12 protein-coding genes and 2 tRNA genes are annotated in these 17,629 nt (G+C 64.2%); 7 read left to right on the forward strand and 7 right to left on the reverse strand.

Features of this window, described 5'->3' with window-relative positions; genetic code table 11:
• Positions 1 to 72 precede the first annotated feature (72 nt).
• Positions 73 to 1,698, forward strand: coding sequence for an arylsulfatase (locus L7H23_RS18075; protein WP_237837253.1), 1,626 nt, complete (start codon positions 73 to 75; stop codon positions 1,696 to 1,698).
• A gap of 18 nt (positions 1,699 to 1,716) precedes the next feature.
• Here L7H23_RS18075 and L7H23_RS18080 read toward each other — a convergent pair.
• Positions 1,717 to 1,807, reverse strand: a tRNA-Ser gene (locus L7H23_RS18080).
• 78 nt (positions 1,808 to 1,885) lie between these two features.
• Between L7H23_RS18080 and L7H23_RS18085 the strand changes: the two genes are divergently transcribed.
• A complete protein-coding gene (locus L7H23_RS18085) occupies positions 1,886 to 2,833 on the forward strand; it encodes a peptidylprolyl isomerase (RefSeq protein WP_237837254.1) in 948 nt (315 codons plus the stop codon).
• A 2-nt stretch (positions 2,834 to 2,835) separates the two neighbouring features.
• On the forward strand, positions 2,836 to 3,150 hold the full coding sequence (locus L7H23_RS18090; RefSeq protein WP_237837255.1) for a DUF1905 domain-containing protein: 315 nt from the start codon (positions 2,836 to 2,838) through the stop codon (positions 3,148 to 3,150).
• On the opposite strand, the gene L7H23_RS18565 is transcribed toward L7H23_RS18090, so the two are convergent.
• Positions 3,140 to 3,268 (reverse strand): hypothetical protein, encoded by a 129-nt coding sequence (locus tag L7H23_RS18565; protein ID WP_275671213.1) that lies wholly within the window; start codon positions 3,266 to 3,268, stop codon positions 3,140 to 3,142. The two genes, L7H23_RS18090 and L7H23_RS18565, sit on opposite strands and share 11 nt — an antisense overlap.
• Before the next feature lie 116 nt (positions 3,269 to 3,384).
• Here L7H23_RS18565 and L7H23_RS18095 point away from each other — a divergent pair.
• A tRNA-Thr gene (locus L7H23_RS18095) sits at positions 3,385 to 3,459 on the forward strand.
• Between the two features lie 6 nt (positions 3,460 to 3,465).
• Here L7H23_RS18095 and L7H23_RS18100 read toward each other — a convergent pair.
• Positions 3,466 to 4,344, reverse strand: a complete 879-nt coding sequence (locus L7H23_RS18100) for a LysR substrate-binding domain-containing protein (RefSeq protein ID WP_237837256.1) — start codon at positions 4,342 to 4,344, stop codon at positions 3,466 to 3,468.
• 161 nt (positions 4,345 to 4,505) lie between these two features.
• On the opposite strand from L7H23_RS18100, the gene L7H23_RS18105 reads away from it, so the two are divergent.
• On the forward strand, positions 4,506 to 6,830 hold the full coding sequence (locus L7H23_RS18105; protein ID WP_237837257.1) for a CDC48 family AAA ATPase: 2,325 nt from the start codon (positions 4,506 to 4,508) through the stop codon (positions 6,828 to 6,830).
• On the opposite strand, the gene L7H23_RS18110 is transcribed toward L7H23_RS18105, so the two are convergent.
• Positions 6,831 to 8,129 (reverse strand): MFS transporter, encoded by a 1,299-nt coding sequence (locus tag L7H23_RS18110; protein ID WP_237837258.1) that lies wholly within the window; start codon positions 8,127 to 8,129, stop codon positions 6,831 to 6,833.
• A gap of 149 nt (positions 8,130 to 8,278) precedes the next feature.
• On the opposite strand from L7H23_RS18110, the gene L7H23_RS18115 reads away from it, so the two are divergent.
• Positions 8,279 to 8,914 (forward strand): methyltransferase domain-containing protein, encoded by a 636-nt coding sequence (locus L7H23_RS18115; protein WP_237837259.1) that lies wholly within the window; start codon positions 8,279 to 8,281, stop codon positions 8,912 to 8,914.
• Here L7H23_RS18115 and L7H23_RS18120 read toward each other — a convergent pair.
• Both L7H23_RS18120 and L7H23_RS18125 read right to left on the reverse strand, forming a co-directional pair.
• Positions 8,911 to 10,107, reverse strand: a complete 1,197-nt coding sequence (locus L7H23_RS18120; RefSeq protein WP_237837260.1) for a phosphatidylserine/phosphatidylglycerophosphate/cardiolipin synthase family protein — start codon at positions 10,105 to 10,107, stop codon at positions 8,911 to 8,913. The two genes, L7H23_RS18115 and L7H23_RS18120, sit on opposite strands and share 4 nt — an antisense overlap.
• Positions 10,108 to 10,167: 60 nt before the next feature.
• Complete coding sequence (locus L7H23_RS18125; RefSeq protein WP_237837261.1) at positions 10,168 to 16,317, reverse strand: hypothetical protein; 6,150 nt, start codon at positions 16,315 to 16,317, stop codon at positions 10,168 to 10,170.
• A 290-nt stretch (positions 16,318 to 16,607) separates the two neighbouring features.
• Between L7H23_RS18125 and rpoZ the strand changes: the two genes are divergently transcribed.
• On the forward strand, positions 16,608 to 16,952 hold the full coding sequence (gene rpoZ / locus L7H23_RS18130) for a DNA-directed RNA polymerase subunit omega (RefSeq protein WP_237837262.1): 345 nt from the start codon (positions 16,608 to 16,610) through the stop codon (positions 16,950 to 16,952).
• 64 nt (positions 16,953 to 17,016) lie between these two features.
• Here the strand turns inward: rpoZ and L7H23_RS18135 are convergent, their stop codons facing one another.
• Positions 17,017 to 17,622 (reverse strand): DUF3800 domain-containing protein, encoded by a 606-nt coding sequence (locus L7H23_RS18135; protein ID WP_345790412.1) that lies wholly within the window; start codon positions 17,620 to 17,622, stop codon positions 17,017 to 17,019.
• Positions 17,623 to 17,629: the final 7 nt, after the last annotated feature.

Consider the following 17,629-nt stretch of genomic DNA (forward strand, 5'->3'; position numbering starts at 1 on the left):
CGGTCCAGACTGCGGCGCGCCCGGGTTTCATTCGCCCGCGGCGCGCCGCCCTTCCATGACAAGGATATCCCGATGAAGCGTTTCGTGTCGCTGCTGCTTGCCCTGCTGATCGCGGTTCCGTCTGCACAGGCGAAGGAGCGCCGGCCGAACTTTCTGATCATCGTGGCTGATGACCTCGGATATTCGGATGTCGGCGCTTTCGGGGGCGAGATACGTACGCCGAATCTCGACCGGCTCGCGCTGGCGGGTATCCGCCTCGCAGGCTTCCATACAGCGCCCACCTGTTCGCCGACGCGTTCGATGCTGTTGTCGGGTACCGACAATCACCTTGCCGGGCTCGGTACGATGGCAGAGATGATCCGGCCCACCCAGCAGGGACAGCCGGGCTATGAAGGCTATTTGCGCGGCGATGTCGCGACCCTTGCCGAAAGGCTCTCGGAAGGCGGGTATCGCACGCTCTTTTCGGGCAAGTGGCATCTGGGCCTGACGCCCGGGCAGGATCCGCATGTCCGCGGTTTCCAGCGCAGCTTCGCCCTGTTGCAGGGCGGGCACAATCATTTCGGCACCGACGTCGGGAGTACGGCGACCTATACCGAACAGGGGCGCCCGCTGGCGAGATTGCCCGCCGATTTCTATTCGAGTGACTATTTTGCCAGCCGCCTGATCGACTTTCTCGGCGAACAGAGAGGGGCAGGGGGCGGCAAGCCCTTCTTCGCCTATCTGGCCTTCACAGCGCCGCACTGGCCGCTTCAGGCACCCGCCGGAGACATCGCGCGCTACAAGGGCCGCTACGACGCCGGCTTCGACGCGCTGCGCGAGCAGCGGCTCGCCCGTCAGCGAGCGCTTGGCATCCTGCCGGACAATGTTGTTCCCCATACGCCGCGCAATCGCGACGGAAGCTGGGATTCGCTTACCGCCGACCAGCAGCGGACCGCGGCACGCAATATGGAAATCTATGCCGCCATGGTCGACCGCCTCGACCAGAATGTCGGCCGGGTGATTGACGCGCTTCGCGCCTCCGGCGAGCTCGACAATACGGTGATCGTCTTTCTGGCGGATAACGGCGCCGAAGCGCTCGATGCCGGGACGACGGGTGCCGAAATGCTCGGCCGTTATACGAAAGGCGCCGACAACAGTTTCGCCAACCGCGGGGCCGCAACCTCCTACGTGACCTACGGCGCCGGCTGGGCGCAGGCCGCTACGGCCCCGTCATGGCTGACCAAGGGCTATCAGAGCGAAGGCGGGACGCGGACGGTTGCGTTCCTCAGCGGTGCGGGAATTCCGCGGCGTGACGGTGCCGAGTCCCAGTTTCTTTCGGTCGCCGATATCGCGCCGACGCTGCTCGACCTGGCGCAGGTCGACCCGGCAACGACCAGGGTCGGCGGCCGCGCTGTTCGCCCGATCACGGGTCGTTCGTGGGCGGCGTGGCTTCGGGACCCGGAATTGCGCGTTTACGGCGCGGAGGATGGTGTCGGTAGCGAGCTCTTCGGCTCGCGCGCCTATCGGCAGGGCGACTGGAAACTGACCGATATCGGTGATGGCATCTGGCGTCTGTTCGATATTGCGCACGATCCGGGCGAAACCCGCGATCTGTCGCTGACCGAACCCGGGCGGCGTGAGAGACTGGCCGCTGCGTGGGAACGCTATGCGCGCGAGGTCGGGGTAATCGCGCCGGATTCGATACCGTACCGGCCCTAGCGCGGATCGCGGGGTTTATGGCGGAGCGGGAGGGATTCGAACCCTCGATACGCTTTTGACGTATACTCACTTTCCAGGCGAGCGCCTTCGACCACTCGGCCACCGCTCCGCATGCACTGGATTGAAGGCGCGCCCTAATCGCTTGGCGGGGCTTTCGCAAGCCGATTGGGCGTGGCAGACAGGCGACATGAAACATCTGCTCCTGGCCGCGGCTGCGGCATCGCTCGTCCTTCCCGTCCACGCCGAGGAACCTGCGCCGGTGCCCTCGCCAGGTGAGATAGCCGCCGCGGCGCCCGCGGGCGACTGGGTGTCCATCGCGCCCTCGGACCTGCTCGTCATGGACTTGGCGCCCGATGCGAAGGGGAACTCCCGCCGCGTCGTGATCCAGCTGATGCCGGCGCCGTTCAGCCAGGGCTGGATCGGCAACATCCGCAGGCTCGCCGCGGCGCATTGGTGGGACGGCACGAGCGTCAATCGCGTACAGGACAATTATGTCGCGCAATGGGGTGATGCGACGGAGAAGAAGGCCTTGCCCGAGGGATTGGCGACGATTCCGGAGAGCGGGTACGAGACGTCCCGCATTGCCTATCATGGTCAACCCGGCTCGGGCGGCGCGACGCGAAGGTTGCTTTCGGCACCGGTCGCGACGGACGCCTATAGCAGCCAGGCCGGATTTCTGGACGGATGGCCCGTCGCGAGGAAAAAGGACATGGTCTGGCCGGTTCATTGCTATGCGATGGTCGGCGTGGGTCGCAACATGTCGCCGGACACGGGCACGGGCGCCGAGCTCTATGCGGTGATCGGCCATGCACCGCGCCACCTCGACCGGAATATTGCCGTTGTCGGGCGTGTGATCAGCGGCATCGAATATTTGTCGAGCCTGCCGCGCGGTACAGGCGCGCTCGGGTTTTACGAGGAGGAAGCACAGCGCGTCGGGATCGAGAAAATCCGTCTGGCGGCGGAACTGCCCTTTGCCGAGCAGCCGAGATTCGAATTTCTGTCGACCGAAAGCGACAGCTTCGCGCGGTATGCCGACGCGCGGCAGAACCGGCGCGATCCGTTCTTTATCAAGCCCGCCGGCGGCGCCGACATCTGCAATGTTCCTGTACCTGTTCGCGCAGTCGGGGCCAGATAGGTTTGGAAGATTTCACCGTTACGACCCCTCTCTGGCGCTGGCAGTCGGCGACCGCGCCTGCGGCCTGGTTCTTCGTGACGATTGCGGGCGAGGCCGCTGATGGCATCCGCCTCGCGGCGATCGGCGGACAATGGCTCGACGGACGCAAGGGGTTCGGTTCGGCAAAGGTTCACGCGACGATCGGCGATACGAGCTGGAGCACCTCGGTCTTTCCGCACCGCGAAAGCGGCGGCTGGCTGCTCCCGGTCAAGGCGGCCGTGCGAAAGGCCGAAGGGATCGTCGAGGGCGACGCAGTGACCGTGACCGTCAGCCTTTAGGCGGATCGTCGGCCTTGGCCTCGCGCGCCTGCGCCTTGCGCTTGCGCAGATTCTCGCGCAGCGCTTCGGCGAGGCGGCGTTCGCGTTCGAGGTCGGCGGGGGAGGGCTGCTTGCTCACGGCGGCGCGATGCGGCGAAATCGGCGTATCGTCAAGTCTCGCACCTTGACAGGCGAGGGACGTCCCGCCATAGGCCGCGCCTGCCCGGCGAACATGCGTTTGCGGGCATCACGGTTGCTGCTGTAGCTCAGTGGTAGAGCGCGTCATTGGTAATGACGAGGTCGACAGTTCAATCCTGTCCAGCAGCACCATTTTCCTTATATCTTTGCCGCCAGCAACCAGTCGTGGAACAACTTCACCGCGGGCTGTCTTAGCGCGCGCGGACGGCATACGAACCAATAGCTGTACGGGCTGTCGACATCGAAATCGAACAGCCGGACCAGCCGCGGGTCATGCGCGTCGTCGAAATGATGGCCATGCATGAAGGCGACGCCGATTCCCTGTGCCGCAGCTTCGAGCATCAGCGGTCCCGAATCGAAATAGTCGACGCCCGCAGGCTCGAGATAGGGCATGCCGATCGCCTTTTTCCATTCGGAGAAGGTCTCCGGCATCTCGCGGTGAACGAGGATGGTCTGGCGCTGCAGTTGCTCGGGGACGCTGATCGTCCGGCCTTCGTCGCGCAGGGTCTTCGCCGCGATGGGAAACACCTGATCCTGATCGAGTCGCGCGGCATAGAGGGCCGGGTCGATCGAGCGGGCGAGGGCGATCGCCACGTCGATTCCTTCGCCGAGGCGCGCCTCGGCATGCGACATGGTGTCGATGTCGATGTGCAGCTCCGGGTGCGCCTGCCTGAGTTCGGGCAGGCGCGGAAAGAGGCGCTGCTGCGCGAACAGCGGCAGGACGTTGAGATGAAGCCGGAGCGATGCGTCGGGGCTGCCGACGCGGCCGAGCACACTGCGCAGATCGTCGAGGATCGGCGATAGCTGATCCTGCAATTCGCGCCCGCTTTCGGTGAGCTTCAATCCGTGATGGTGGCGATTGAACAGGGGTCTTCCCACGGCATGTTCAAGCGTCTGGATCCGCCGCGACAGCGCCGGCATCGACAGGCCGAGCTCGCTCGCGGCCGCCTTTACGGTGCCGTGGCGGGCGACCTCGAGAAAGGCCTCCATGCTGCTGAGGGGAGGAAGGCGTGGCATGTTCGTCTCGGCAATTATGATGGCATGGCCCTTGGGTACATGCCAGAAAATTTGTGCAGTGCGGTATTTGCTGCTTTCTTTATTGCGTCGCTAACAGGCCTCGAAAATCGGGAACGACCATCCTATCTTCCGCATTCTGACGATTTTGCGGGAGAATCCCATTGGCCGACGCAGCGGTAAAAGAAAAACAGGTCAAACTGCAGGTGGCCAACGCCCGCGCCGAGGAAAGCGGCGGCGGCATTGCCCGCATTCCGCGCTCGGCAATGGCCGAACTCGGCGTGACCGAGGGCGATGTGATCCAGATCAGCGGCAAGCGCGAGACCGCCTCGCGCGTCGTCGCGCCCTACGCCGAGGACGAAGGGCTCGAGGTCATCCGCCTCGACGGCCTGCAACGCGCCAATGCAGGCGCGGGCGCCGGTGACATGGTGTCCCTTAGCCGCGTCGAGACGCGCCCGGCAACGCGCGTCGTTTTCGCCCCCGCGCAGCAGAATTTGCGGCTTCAAGGTTCCGCGAACGCGTTGAAGCGCAATTTCTTCGGCCGTCCGCTCGTCGCGGGCGACACCGTTGCTACGACGGGCCAGCAGCAATTGCCGTCGGGCGAAATGCCCGCTCAACTGCGCCAGATGCTGAACGCGCCGGCTTATGCGCTTACCGAACTGCGTCTGCTCGTCGTGTCGGCCACGCCCAAGGGCGTCGTCTTCATCGACGAGAATACAGAGGTCGAGCTGCTCCCCGAATATCAGGAGCCGCAGGACGCGCGTCGTACCGACGTCACCTATGACGATCTCGGCGGGCTCGGCGAAACCATCGACCAGTTGCGTGAGATGGTCGAGCTGCCGCTGCGCTACCCCGAACTCTTCCAGCGCCTCGGCGTCGATCCGCCGCGCGGGGTGCTGCTCCATGGCCCGCCGGGAACGGGCAAGACGCGCCTCGCACGCGCTGTGGCGAACGAAAGCGACGCGCAATTCTTCCTGATCAACGGGCCCGAGATCATGGGCAGCGCCTATGGTGAGTCCGAAAAGCGGCTGCGCGACGTGTTCGAACAGGCGACCAAGGCCGCGCCCTCGATCCTGTTCATCGACGAGATCGATTCGATCGCGCCGAAGCGCGGGCAGGTGCAGGGTGAAGCCGAGAAGCGTATCGTCGCGCAGCTCCTGACGCTGATGGACGGGCTGGAGCCGCGGACCAATCTGGTCGTGATCGCTGCGACCAATCGTCCCGATGCGATCGACGAGGCGCTGCGCCGTCCCGGCCGCTTCGACCGCGAGATCGTGATCGGTGTTCCCGACGAAAAGGGACGCCGTGAGATATTGGGCATCCACACGCGCGGTATGCCGCTCGGCGAGGATGTCGATCTCGACGAGCTCGCGCGAACGACGTTCGGCTTTGTCGGCGCCGACATGGCGGCATTGACGCGAGAGGCGGCGATCGAGGCGGTGCGGCGGATCATGCCGAAGCTCGACCTTGAGGAAGGGACGATTCCGCCCGAAGTGCTCGACGAACTGCGCGTCACGCGCGAGGACTTCAACAATGCGCTGAAACGCGTCCAGCCTTCGGCAATGCGCGAGGTAATGGTGCAGGCGCCGAAAACGCGCTGGAGCGACATCGGCGGGCTCGACGCGGCGCGCGACAAGATGATCGAGGGCATCGAACTGCCCCTGAAGCATCCCGAGGCGTTCCGCCGGCTCGGTATCCGTGCAGCGAAGGGCTTCCTGCTCTATGGGCCGCCGGGTACCGGCAAGACCTTACTTGCGAAGGCGGCGGCGCGTGAATCCGATGCGAACTTCATCGCGATCAAATCGTCCGACCTGCTGTCGAAATGGTACGGTGAGAGCGAGCAGCAGATTGCGCGGCTGTTCGCGCGGGCGAGGGCGGTCGCGCCGACGATCATCTTCATCGACGAACTCGACAGTCTGGTGCCCGCTCGCGGCAGCGGGACGTCGGGTGAGCCGCAGGTGACCGAACGCGTCGTCAACACGATCCTCGCCGAGATGGACGGGATCGAGGAGATGCAGTCGGTCGTCGTCATTGGTGCAACGAACCGCCCGAACCTGATCGACCCGGCGCTGCTGCGTCCGGGGCGGCTCGACGAGCTGATTTATGTTTCGGTTCCCGACAAGGGCGGGCGTCAGCGCATTCTCGAAATCCAGACCGGCAAGATGCCGCTGGCAAAGGATGTCGATCTGGCGGCGCTGGCGGACAAGACCGATCGCTTCACCGGCGCCGATCTGGAAGATTTGACCCGGCGCGCCGGTCTGGCGGCGCTCAAGCGCTCGATCGCCAGCGATACGGTGACGATGGAGGATTTCGAAACCGCGCTGAAGGATACCCGCGCCTCGGTGACCGAGGCGATGGAAAAGGATTATGAAAAGATCCAGGGCGAGATCAAGCAGCAGGCGATGAGCGTCAATCCGATCGGCTTTTTCGCTCCCGGGACGCTGAAGCCCGTCCGCGAACAAAAGCATCCGGACGAACCGGCCGCATGATCAGGCTGCGGGCTGGTCCTGCCTGAGCGCGGACCAGCCCCACGCCACCAGCCACAGGCAAAAGCCGGCCATCAGGCCGTAGGCGACCATCGGGTGCCAGTTATAGAGCAGCACGCCGATCGCAGGCGAGATGATATAGGCCGATCCGTTGATCGACGCCGTCATCCCGGCGACCGCACCCTGATCGCGGCGCGGGACCGACAGCGAGGCGCCCGCGGTAAAACCCGGACGGAACAGCCCGAAGCCGAGCGAGGCTAGGGCGAAGCCGATGGTGATCGCATGCTGATCCTGCGCAAGGCCGGTCATAAGCGTTCCGGCGGCGCCCAGCGCCGCGCCCCACAGCACGGTAGGGCCGGGCTTCATCTTGAACAGCGGGATAAGGCCCCACTGCGCCAGCAGCGTTGCGACCGCGCCCGACATCAGCACCGTGCCGGTGATATCGGCCCCTGTTTCGGGATCGAGACGCAGGTGAAGCCGGTCGAGGATCAGGAAGCCGACAACCCCCAGCATCATCGCTTGCGCCTGGCCACCTAGGAAGCCGGCGAGCAGCCAAGGGCGGACCCGGCCGTCGCGCCAGCTGAGCGGCTCCTGCGGCGGCGTGTCGGGATCATTTTCTTCCTCGCCGGTCGGTTCGGTCGGGCCGCCCGACAGCGGATAGGAGGCGATGGCTCCGCGCGCGGCGAAGCGCGGGGTGTCGTTCGGCAGGCGCCAGCGCAGCATCGTCAGCACGATCAACCCGATGACGGCGAATATGATCATCGGGCCTGCGAGGCCGAGGACGGGGAGGATGAAATAGGGAGCGACGGCTGGCCCGAGGACGGTTCCGATGCCAAAAGAGGATGAAACGAGCGACAGCGCCTGTGTCCGTTCGTCGGGGTCGGTGCGCGACGCGACATAGGCTTGCACCGCAGGCGGGGCCGCGGACCCGAGGCCGCCGTACAGGCTGCGGAAGAGAGCGAAGGCCAGAAACGTGACGCCGGCTCCGATCAGGCCTGTCAGTCCCGCCCACAGCACGATCCCGCAAAGGGCCATTGACGACAGGAAGCCGATCACGCCAAGCGCCATCAACGCCTTGCGCCCGCGCTTGTCCGACTGACGCGCCCAATGCGGCGCGGTGAGCACCCAGAGCAACGCCGACCAGCTGAAAGCGAGGCTGACCCAGACGTCGGGAATATGGAGTTTGGCACCGATCGCGGGCAGGATCGACTGCATAGCCGTATTGCCGGCGGCAGCAACGAGCATGACAGCGAACAGCACGGCCATGCGATCGGCAGGAATCGAGCGCGAGGTTGTCGCCATCTGTCTCCCTTTCGCTTCCGTTTGCCGCAGGCTTCGCGTCTCCCTACACGCGAAGGGGGTTGTGTCCAGAGTCAAGACAGACTCTTTTCTTGCGCGAAGGGCGCGATTTTGCCACGCATTCGTGCAACCGCAACAATGCGAAAGCCATCATGACCAATCCGCGGGCACAGGCCCAATCGAACGTCTCGCCGATCCGCAAGGCCCGCGAGAAGCTGAAGCGCTTTTTCGGCCCGTGGGGCATGTTCGTGAAGGGCTTCATCAAGCATCCGGTGATGGTCGGGTCGATCGTGCCGTCATCGCCGACGCTGATCCGCCACATGCTTCGCCCGGTCGACTGGAAGAACACGAAGCTGTTTGTCGAATATGGTCCCGGAGTCGGTACCTTCTGTCGCCCCGTGCTCGAGCATATGGCTGGCGATGCGACGCTGATCGCGATCGACACCAATCCCGATTTCATCGAATATCTGCGCAAGGATATCCGCGACAGCCGCTTCATCGCGGTTCACGGTTCGGCCGCGGATGTCGAGGAGATCGTTCGGGCACACGGTTTCGAGCACGCCGATTATGTGCTCTCGGGCCTGCCTTTCTCGACGCTGCCCGCCGGTGTCGGCCCCGCAATCGCGGCGGCGACGCACCGCGTTCTCCGCCCCGGCGGGGCCTTCCTCGTCTATCAGTTCCGCGCCCGCGCGCGTGATTTCCTTGCCGCGCATTTCAGTCGCATCGACAATGCATTCGAATGGGTGAACGTCCCGCCCTGCTTCCTTTTCTGGGGCTGGAAGGACTAGACTTCGGTTTCGGGGTCGATCTCGGCGAGACCGAAGTTCAGGCGGCGCGATACCGTATAGTCCGCGACCGTCACCACGAACCACGACAGCGTCCAGCGCAACCGCGTCAACCAGTTGGCGCGTGCCTTGTGGCTTTCGGACGTAATGATTTCGCAATCGGGCCGCTGGCTATCGAGAAAGCCGCGCATCTGTTGTGCGAAACCGGCGTCATGGACGCGCAGCATGACCTCGACGTTCACGAACAGGCTGCGCATGTCGAAATTGGCCGTGCCCACGTACACGACATCGTCGATGATGATCAGCTTCATGTGAAGCCGGCACGGCTGATATTCCCAGATCGCCGCCTTTTGCCGCAACAGATAGCCGTAGAGCAGCCGTGCCGCACCGATCGTCGCGGGATTGTCGGATTTCGCCGCCATCACGAAGCGCGCCCTGCCTCTGCGGGCGACGCGGCCTAGGCGGCGGAGCATCCCCTGGCCCGGCGAGAAATAGGCCATCGCCATGTCGAGTTGCCGCGCCCCTTCGAGGTCGCTTCGCACCGCGCGAGCCCAGGGCGAAAGGCGCTGGGTGGGTCCCCCGACCAGCCATGATACCGGCCCGGCGTCGACGGGCCATTCGCGGATCAGCCGGCGAAGCACCAGCAGCTTGCCGTCGTCATGGACGGTATAGTCGTAAATTTCCTCGAACCACCTGACCATCCGCGCCACGGTCGGCCCGCGGACGATGATCCCGAGATCGAACCAGCAATGGGTGCGCCGGTCGCTGAGATAGGGATCGGCGATATTGAAGCCGCCGGTCACGGCATATTCGTCGTCGATCAGCAGCAGCTTCTGGTGATTGCGAACTAGATAACTCGACCGCCAGCGGCGCGAAAAGAAGATCACGATGCCGCCAGCGTCGCGCAGCGGTTTGAAGACGCTGTCCGAAACATCGCCCGAGCCGAAGCTGTCGATCACCGCACGAACGCGAACACCGCGACGGGCGGCTGCGGTCATTGCGTCGAGCACGCTTTTGCCTGCCGCGTCGTGCTCGAAAATATACATGATCATGTCGACACTGCGGATCGCGCCGCCGATCAGCGCCAGCAACCGCTGAAGCCGCTGCGCCCCGTCGAATATCAGTTCGAACCGATGACCGGCCACGTCCGCCCTGAGCGCGTCTGACTTGCCGGCGGGAGCGGGGACATCGGCCATCCCCTGCTCATAGGCCTGTCTTTGCGAAGGCCGCAAGGGAGGTAGCACGACGACCGGCCGTCAGGCGAAAAAGTCGGTCGGCTTTACCGGATCAGGCCGGGAAAGCGCGACGTCGCCGACGCCCGGCGCGACTCCGAACGAGGCCATGTCATGGACCATCGCGGTGTAGAGCTGGTCGATCGAAACCAGCGCCAGCATGTCCTGCGTCGTCCCCGCATTGCCATCGCTGCTGTCCCTCGCTGCGATCCCCGCATCCGGGGCAAGCGAGATGCCGGGAGACGCTGGCGCGGTCTTTTCCGCGGCCACGGCCACGGCCATGGACGCGGGAGCGGCCTTTTCCGATTGCGGCACGACGATTGCCGATGACGAGGTTCCGTCGCTTGCGCCCGTAAACGTAAAGGTTACGGGCCTCGAGGAGCGGGCGCCGCTCTGGTCGGTGACGGAAACATTATATGTGATGGCGAGAGTTTCGCCGGCACCGAGGAAATCGACAAAACGGTCTGCGAGGGCAAAATTGGCGCTGATCGACCCGCCGCTCCGGGCGAGCGTCAGGGCGCTTGCCAGTGCGGCGGTCGTCTCGGCGGGAATGGCCGATCCGCCGCTCCACACCATCGATGCCAGGCTGGAATCGAGTGTATGCGATCCGCCCAGATCGCGATCGGCAAAACTCAGCGATACCGATGCCGTATCCAGTTCCGGCGAACCGGTCGTATTCGAAAGTTCCTTGAGCCAGGCAGCACCGGGTTCATAGGCTTGATAATAGATATAGGCAGCCTCTGCCGGGTTTCCGACCGCGCCATTCGATGCGCGACCGATCAGGCCGGTCGTGCCGTCGGCGAAGACGATCGTGCCGCCGGCGAGTGCGGCGATGCTGATACCGTTCGATGCGAACCAGTCGCGTCCTCCGACGAAATTATAGCCGCTCGTCTGGTTATAGCCGGTGAGGGTGACCAGCGAGGGCAACCCGTCGAGCAGGTTGACGCTGCTGCCGGGGGCATAAAGTGCGGTGATCGTCGCGCCTGCAGCTGCACCGGGCTTCACATTGGTGCTGACCGACAGGTCGGGCATATCGGCCGAAAGGATCGGTGCATCGTTGCGCCCGGTGACAGTGAAGATGATCGGCTTCGACGTGCTGCCTCCGGCGCTGTCGGTGACCGCGACATTATAGGTGATCGTCAGCGTCTCGCCTTCGCCGAGAAAGTCGACGAGGCGGTCGGCGATCGCGAAGTTTGCGGTGATCGCATTGCCGTTTCGCACCAGCGACAGGGCGGTTGCCAGTGCGGCGGCGGTCTCGGCGGGAACGGACGAACCGCCGCTCCAGACGGAAGAGGCGAGGCTGGAGCCGACGCTGTGCGTATCGCCGATATCCCTGTCGGTGATTGCCAGCGATAAGGAGGCAGTGTCGAGGTCGTTCGAGTCCGCGGTGTCGGGGCGCTCGCCGAGTGCGGCCTGACCGGGCGTATAGGCCTGATAGTAGATATAGGCCGACTCGCTCGTGTTGACCGCACCGTTCGACGCCCGGCCGATCTTTCCGGTCGTCCCGTCGGCAAAAACGATCGTGCCGCCGGCCAGCGCGGCGATGCTGATCCCGTTGGCGGCGAACCAGTCGCGCCCGCCAACGAAATTATACCCGCTGGTAGTATAGTTGGTGGTCGTGGTCAGCGGCGGCAGGCCGTCGAGCAGATTGACGCTGCTGCCCGGGGCATAAAGCCCGGCAACCGCCATCCCGGCCGCAACCCCGGGCCTCAGATTGGCGGCGACATTCAGATCGGGAACGGCCGTGGTCAGGGCCGGAGCGTCGTTGCTCCCGGTGAAGGTGAACGTGACAGGCTTCGAAGCGCTCGCGCCGCCCTGATCGGTAACGGTCACGTCATAGGTGATCGTGAGGGTTTCGCCTGCACCAAGGAAATCGACCATACGATCGGCGAGCGCGAAACTGGCGGTGATCGATCCACCATCGCGCGACAGGGCGAGGGCGTTGGCCAGCGCGGCAGCGGTTTCTGCCGGAATCGCGAGACCGCTACTCCAGACCGAAGAGGCAAGGCTGAAGCCGACGGTGTGCGAGCCATGTACGTCGCCATCCGTGAAGCTCAGCGAAACCGAGGCGGTGTCGAGCGCTGCAGATCCGTTGGTTCCGGCTCTCTCTTCCAGCCACGCGGAGCCCGCTTCGAAGGATTGGTAATAGATATAGGCGGGCTCGTTGAGTGTAATCTCGCCGTCCGATGCCTGGTTGATCTTGCCTGTGGTGCCATCGGAAAAGACGATCGTACCGCCCGTAAGGGCTGCGATGTCGATGCCGTTTGCCGTAAACCAGTTCTGGCCGCCCAGGAAATTGAACGCGCCGGTGTAGCCTGGTTGCTGAACGGCGTAATAGCCGCTGATTGTGGTCAGCGGCGGCTTCCCTTCGAGCAGGTTGACGCCGCTGCCGGGCGCGTAAAGTGCAACGATCGTCGCTCCGCTGGGCGCTCCCCCCGGTTTGACGTTGGTGCCGACACCCAGATCGGGCATGTCGGCGGTCAGCACGGGCGTGTTGTTGCTGCCGGTAAAAGTGAAGGTCGCGGGCGTCGAGGCTCTGGCTCCGGCGCGGTCGGTGACCGTGACGTTATAGGTGATGGTGAGCGTCTCGCCGGCGCCGAGGAAATCGACGAAGCGGTCTTCGAGGGCGAAATCGGCGTCGATCGATCCTCCGGTCTGGACAAGCGAAAGCGCGCTTGCGAGCGCGGCCAGCGTCTCGGCAGGAACGGTCGTTCCATCGCTCCACACCGCGGAGACGAAACTCGACCCCAGTGTATGCGTGTCGTCGAGGTCATGGTCGGTGAGGGTAAGCGACAACGACGCCGTGTTCAGCTCGTCGGAACCCGTGATGCCGAAACGTTCGCTGAGAGCGGCCTCTCCGGGCGCGTAGGCCCGATAATAGATATAGGCGGACTCGGTCGAATGGATTGCGCCGTTCGATGCCCGGTCGATCTTGCCGGTGGTTCCGTCGGCAAAGACGATCGTGCCGCCGGCAAGCGCCGCGATGTCGATGCCGTTCGCCGCGAACCACCCGCGTCCCCCGACAAAATTATAGCCACTGGCGGTATAGTTTGTGAGGGTCGCGAGTGAAGGGAGGCCTTCGAGAAGATTGACGTCGCTGCCTGCAGCGTAAAGCGCGGTGATCGTCGCGCCCGCTAACGCGCCCGGTCGCCGATTTGCGCTTTCATCAAGGTCCGGGACGCCCGGCGCAAGGAGCGGCGCGTCGTTGCTGCCGACAAAGGTGAAGGTAACGGGCTTTGACGTGATCGCGCCGCCGGGCTCGGTCGAGGTCACATTATAGGTGACGACGAGCGTTTCGCCCGCGCTGAGAAAGTCGACGAGGCGATCGGCAATCGCGAGACTTGCGGTGACGCTTCCGCCGGAGCGCGCGAGCGCGAGTGCACCAGCGAGCGCGGCGGCGGTTTCGGCAGGGATCGAGGAGCCGCTGCTCCAGACCGACGAGACGAGCGTCGAGGCAAGGTCCCCGTCGGCGAGGCTCAGTGATGCCGATGCGGTGTCCAGCGCCTCTGATCCGGCCGTTCCCGTGCGTTCGGCAATGATATGATTGGCGACCGTATCCAGCGCGAGATAGCTCGCGCCGTTTTGCAGCAACTGATAGTTCGTGCCGCCGAACTGGACTTCGCCGAGCAACGCCCAGCCGGTCACGTCGACAAGATTGTCGCCGGCGTCGACGAACAGCAGCTTGCCGAAGCCAGACAATCCGAGCCCCAGCTGCGATCGCGAAAAATCACTGCCTGCAGTGATCGAGGCGACGTCTCCGGCCGTAAAGCGGAGGGTCAGGCCCGACAGACCGGAGCTGGCGAGGTCGATCTTTTCGATGTTCCTGGCCTGCACCTGCTGCGCATACTGGCCGGCATAGAGCCCGACCGCGGCATTCTGGCCCTGCTTCGCGGCGGTCAGGTTGTAGGATCCGTTCCAGACGAGCGTATCGAAGCCTGCACCGCCGTTCACCTCGGGGGTGTAGGCCGGATGCGTCGAAACCTGTGTCCCCGCCAGGATGAAGCGGTCGTCGCCGGCGCCGCCGTTCAGCTTGAAGACCGAATCTGCCCAGATGCCGACCCCGCTGCCCGTATCGAGAACCTCGATCAGGTCGTTTCCGTCGCCGCCGTCGATATAGCCTTTGCCGCCGTAGCTGCCCTTTATCTGGCCGACCGTGATCCGGTCGTTGCCTGCTCCACCATCGATCTGGATCGATCCGGCATATTGCCCGGCGCCTGTTCCGGCGCGGATGATGTCGTCGCCGTCGCCGCCGCCGATCGTGACATAGTCCGGCGTATAGGCCTGATTGCCCTCGAAAAGGAGCGTGTCGTCGCCGTCGCCGCCGTCGATCTTCGTTCCTGCGGCTGCGTTGGTGGTCGCGGCGACCTGTGTTATTGTGTCGTTTCCGGAGAACCCCGTAAGGGTGTCTGCGCCGCCGCCCCCGGTAATGACGTCGGCGCCCGCGAAGCCGGCGAGGGTTTCGGCGCCGGTCGTTCCGTCCAGAGTCCGGTCCGATACCACGGCGATGCCGATGTAGCTCGAGCCATTCTGCGATATGTCATACTCGATACCGCCGACGGTGGCCCGGCCCACGACCGTCCATCCGGTCAGATCGACCTGATTGTCGCCCGCGTCGATCAAGAGGACATTGCCGGTGCCCGCGAGGCCAAGCCCCAGCGACATCTGCGAAAAATCGCTTCCCGCGGTAATCGCGGCGACGTCCGCTGCCGAGAAGTTCAGGTTCAGGCCCGTTACCCGTGCCGATATGAGGTCGATTTTCTCGACGTTGCTGACCCTGATGCCTTGGGTGAATTCGTTGACGAAAAGCCCAACTGCAGCATTCTGTGCACCGCCATCGGTCAGGTTGTAGGAGCCGTTCCAGACGAGCGTGTCGAAACCCGCGCCACCGTCGAGCAGGGCGGCATTCTGGCTTCCGGCATAAATCTGCGTGCCGGCGAGGACGAAGCGGTCGTCTCCCGCGCCGCCCAACAGCTGAAAGGCCGAATTTCCCCAGATGCCGACGCCGTTGGTGCTGGCGCGAATCTCGATCACGTCGTCGCCGTTGCCGCCGTCCATCACGCCGTCGGCCATGCGGTCCGGGGTGCCGGGGGCGGCGCTCAGAAAGTCGTTGCCGTCGCCGCCCAGCAGGATCTGGGCATCGCGAAGCGTATCCGCGCCGTCGCCGCCACGCAGGACGAGGCCAAGGTCTCCGTTGCCTCCCTCGATCGTTGCCGAGGTATCCGACGAAAGCGAGAAGCGCTTCGAGTTCAGCAGGTAGACGATTTCGTTGGTGCCGCCGTCGCTGTCGACCGTGATGGCATAGACCGGCCGGCTCCGGTCGGCGAGGCGGGCATCCAGTGCCGCCGACCCGATGGTGTAGGATGTGCCGTCGATGACGACCGATCCCGATCCGGTGATGGCAACGGGGATCAGCGGATACTCAAAGGTGAACCCGTCGAGATCGCCGAAACTGACGGTCAGCAGAGAGAGCGACGGGACGGCGGTGTCGTATATTGAATCGACGAAACCCGCGGGGGCATCCTCGATCGTGATCGATGCCCCGCCGGGCAGGACGAGCGCCGCGGAACCGCCGAAATCCGGCGTCTGCGGGGGTGGCGTGTTGAAATTGTTCCCGGTCGTCTGGTACATGCCCATGACTTCGGAACCGAAAGACCAGGATTCCGGTGTGACTGTCGAATATAGCGAACCGGCAAAGTTTCCGGCAAAATCCGCGCCGGAATTAACAATGAAATCATAACCCTGCGGGTTCATCTGGTCGTCGAGATAGACCGTTCTCAGGTCGACATCGAATATCTTCCAGCTGCCGTTGTCGAAAACCTCGCTGACGACATGGCCCTCGATCCACCATACGCGCGCGTCGAAGCCCATTTCGGTGAGGATCGACGCATAGATTTGCGCGACATCGTCGCAATAGCCGAAGCCGATCGAGTTGAGATACAGATAGGGCGCATGCTGCCAGTTGTCGCCGCTGTAGGGGTCCCAGTGATAGGTGTTTTCCATCATCCAGATCCAGGTCGCATAGGCCGCGCCCTCGGTCTGGTAGACCGGCATGGCCTGGATCGCTTCGACGATATCCGAAGTGTTCAGAAGCAGCGAATTGCCGTTGACGTTCAGGTTGAACGTCGCGACTGAAGTACCGTCATTGGTAACTTCGATGGAAGAGTTGCCCGCCACAGTTAAGTTAACCTTGAATTGTTTATTTTTATCAATGCGTAAAACGTTAACACTTCCCGTCAGGGGTGCAAAGTCGTTCTTTGCAGATTTGTGACGGGACGGTGCTCGCTGTAGCCAGCTTGCGGCACCCCGGCGCGCATCGCTGTGACGGCGCTCACAAGGGCAGAGGCTGGCTGATCCGGCCGGCGAGTGCGGAGAGGCGTTTCGATTGACATCGGCGGCGCCTGTTGCTAGCGCGCAGCGCTTGCCGCCATGCCTCCGGCTGGCTTCTCCTAAATCAAGGAATTCACATGGCCCGCGTTACCGTCGAAGATTGCGTCGACAAAGTTCCCAACCGCTTCGACCTGGTTCTGGTCTCGGCTCATCGTGCCCGCGAAATCTCGGGCGGCTCGGAACTGACGATCGACCGCGATCGCGACAAGAACCCCGTCGTCGCGCTGCGCGAGATCGCCGAACAGACGGTCCGTCCGGGCGATCTCAAGGACGCGCTCGTCGGTTCGCTGCAGAAGGTTGTCGTCGACGATGACGACACCCCCGACGAAATCAGCTCGATTGCCCGCTCGGCCGAGGCGCTCCGCCTCACTGCCGCTGCACCGCCGCGCAGCCCGGCCGGTGGCGGAAGCGACTTCGAATAAGCCGCGTCAGCATCGGTTGTTAGCATCGGTTACAGGGCTGCGGGAAACCGCAGCCCTTTCTGATTCAGGGAAGGCGCGTCAATTCGGCGATGCGGATCGCCCGAGAGGCCAGCAGGGGCTCGATGATCGTGCCGATCCGATGCGCGCGCGGGGACTCCACCTCGATATTGAACAGGCTGTTTGCGATCACGTCAGCGATCTGGACGCCGTCGGAGCGGCGGCTGTCGGCGAGCGACGCGCGGCCCCAGCCGGCGAGCCCGGCCTGGATCGTCTCGCGGACGTGGCCGAGAACGACGGGGTCGTAGCGACCGTCATCGATAACGACATCGGTGCATACACCGCCTGTTTCGGGAAGCCAGCTGCCGACGGCAAGGTCGAGCAGCGCCGCATAGAGTGCGAGGTCGCTGGGCGGGCTGCCGTCGGCCGGGGGCGCCAGCCTCTCGCGCTTCGCCACCGCGACCCAGGCGCGGCCGCCGGCACGGTCGAAGAGTTCGAGCAGATAGGCGCGCTCGACGAGGCTGATCCGGCTACCCTTGAGCTCGCCGCGCAGGCCGGTGACAGCGCGGAAGCGCTTGTGGATGGCAGCGGCGCCGTCGGGCGTGATCATCACGGCGGAGAAGGTCATGGCTCCCGCGTTGAGCCCGCCTGATTCATCGCAATAGATCGTCATGCTCGCG

The sequence above is a fragment of the Sphingopyxis sp. BSN-002 genome, assembly GCF_022024275.1.
GTDB lineage: Bacteria > Pseudomonadota > Alphaproteobacteria > Sphingomonadales > Sphingomonadaceae > Sphingopyxis.

Coding starts and splice junctions, on each gene's coding strand:
- L7H23_RS18115 (WP_237837259.1), top strand. CDS start 8,279: ATGACCAATCCGCGGGCACAGGCCCAATCGAACGTCTCGCCGATCCGC.
- L7H23_RS18110 (WP_237837258.1), bottom strand. CDS start 8,129: ATGGCGACAACCTCGCGCTCGATTCCTGCCGATCGCATGGCCGTGCTG.
- L7H23_RS18135 (WP_345790412.1), bottom strand. CDS start 17,622: ATGACGATCTATTGCGATGAATCAGGCGGGCTCAACGCGGGAGCCATG.
- L7H23_RS18100 (WP_237837256.1), bottom strand. CDS start 4,344: ATGCCACGCCTTCCTCCCCTCAGCAGCATGGAGGCCTTTCTCGAGGTC.
- L7H23_RS18085 (WP_237837254.1), top strand. CDS start 1,886: ATGAAACATCTGCTCCTGGCCGCGGCTGCGGCATCGCTCGTCCTTCCC.
- L7H23_RS18075 (WP_237837253.1), top strand. CDS start 73: ATGAAGCGTTTCGTGTCGCTGCTGCTTGCCCTGCTGATCGCGGTTCCG.
- rpoZ (WP_237837262.1), top strand. CDS start 16,608: ATGGCCCGCGTTACCGTCGAAGATTGCGTCGACAAAGTTCCCAACCGC.
- L7H23_RS18120 (WP_237837260.1), bottom strand. CDS start 10,107: ATGGCCGATGTCCCCGCTCCCGCCGGCAAGTCAGACGCGCTCAGGGCG.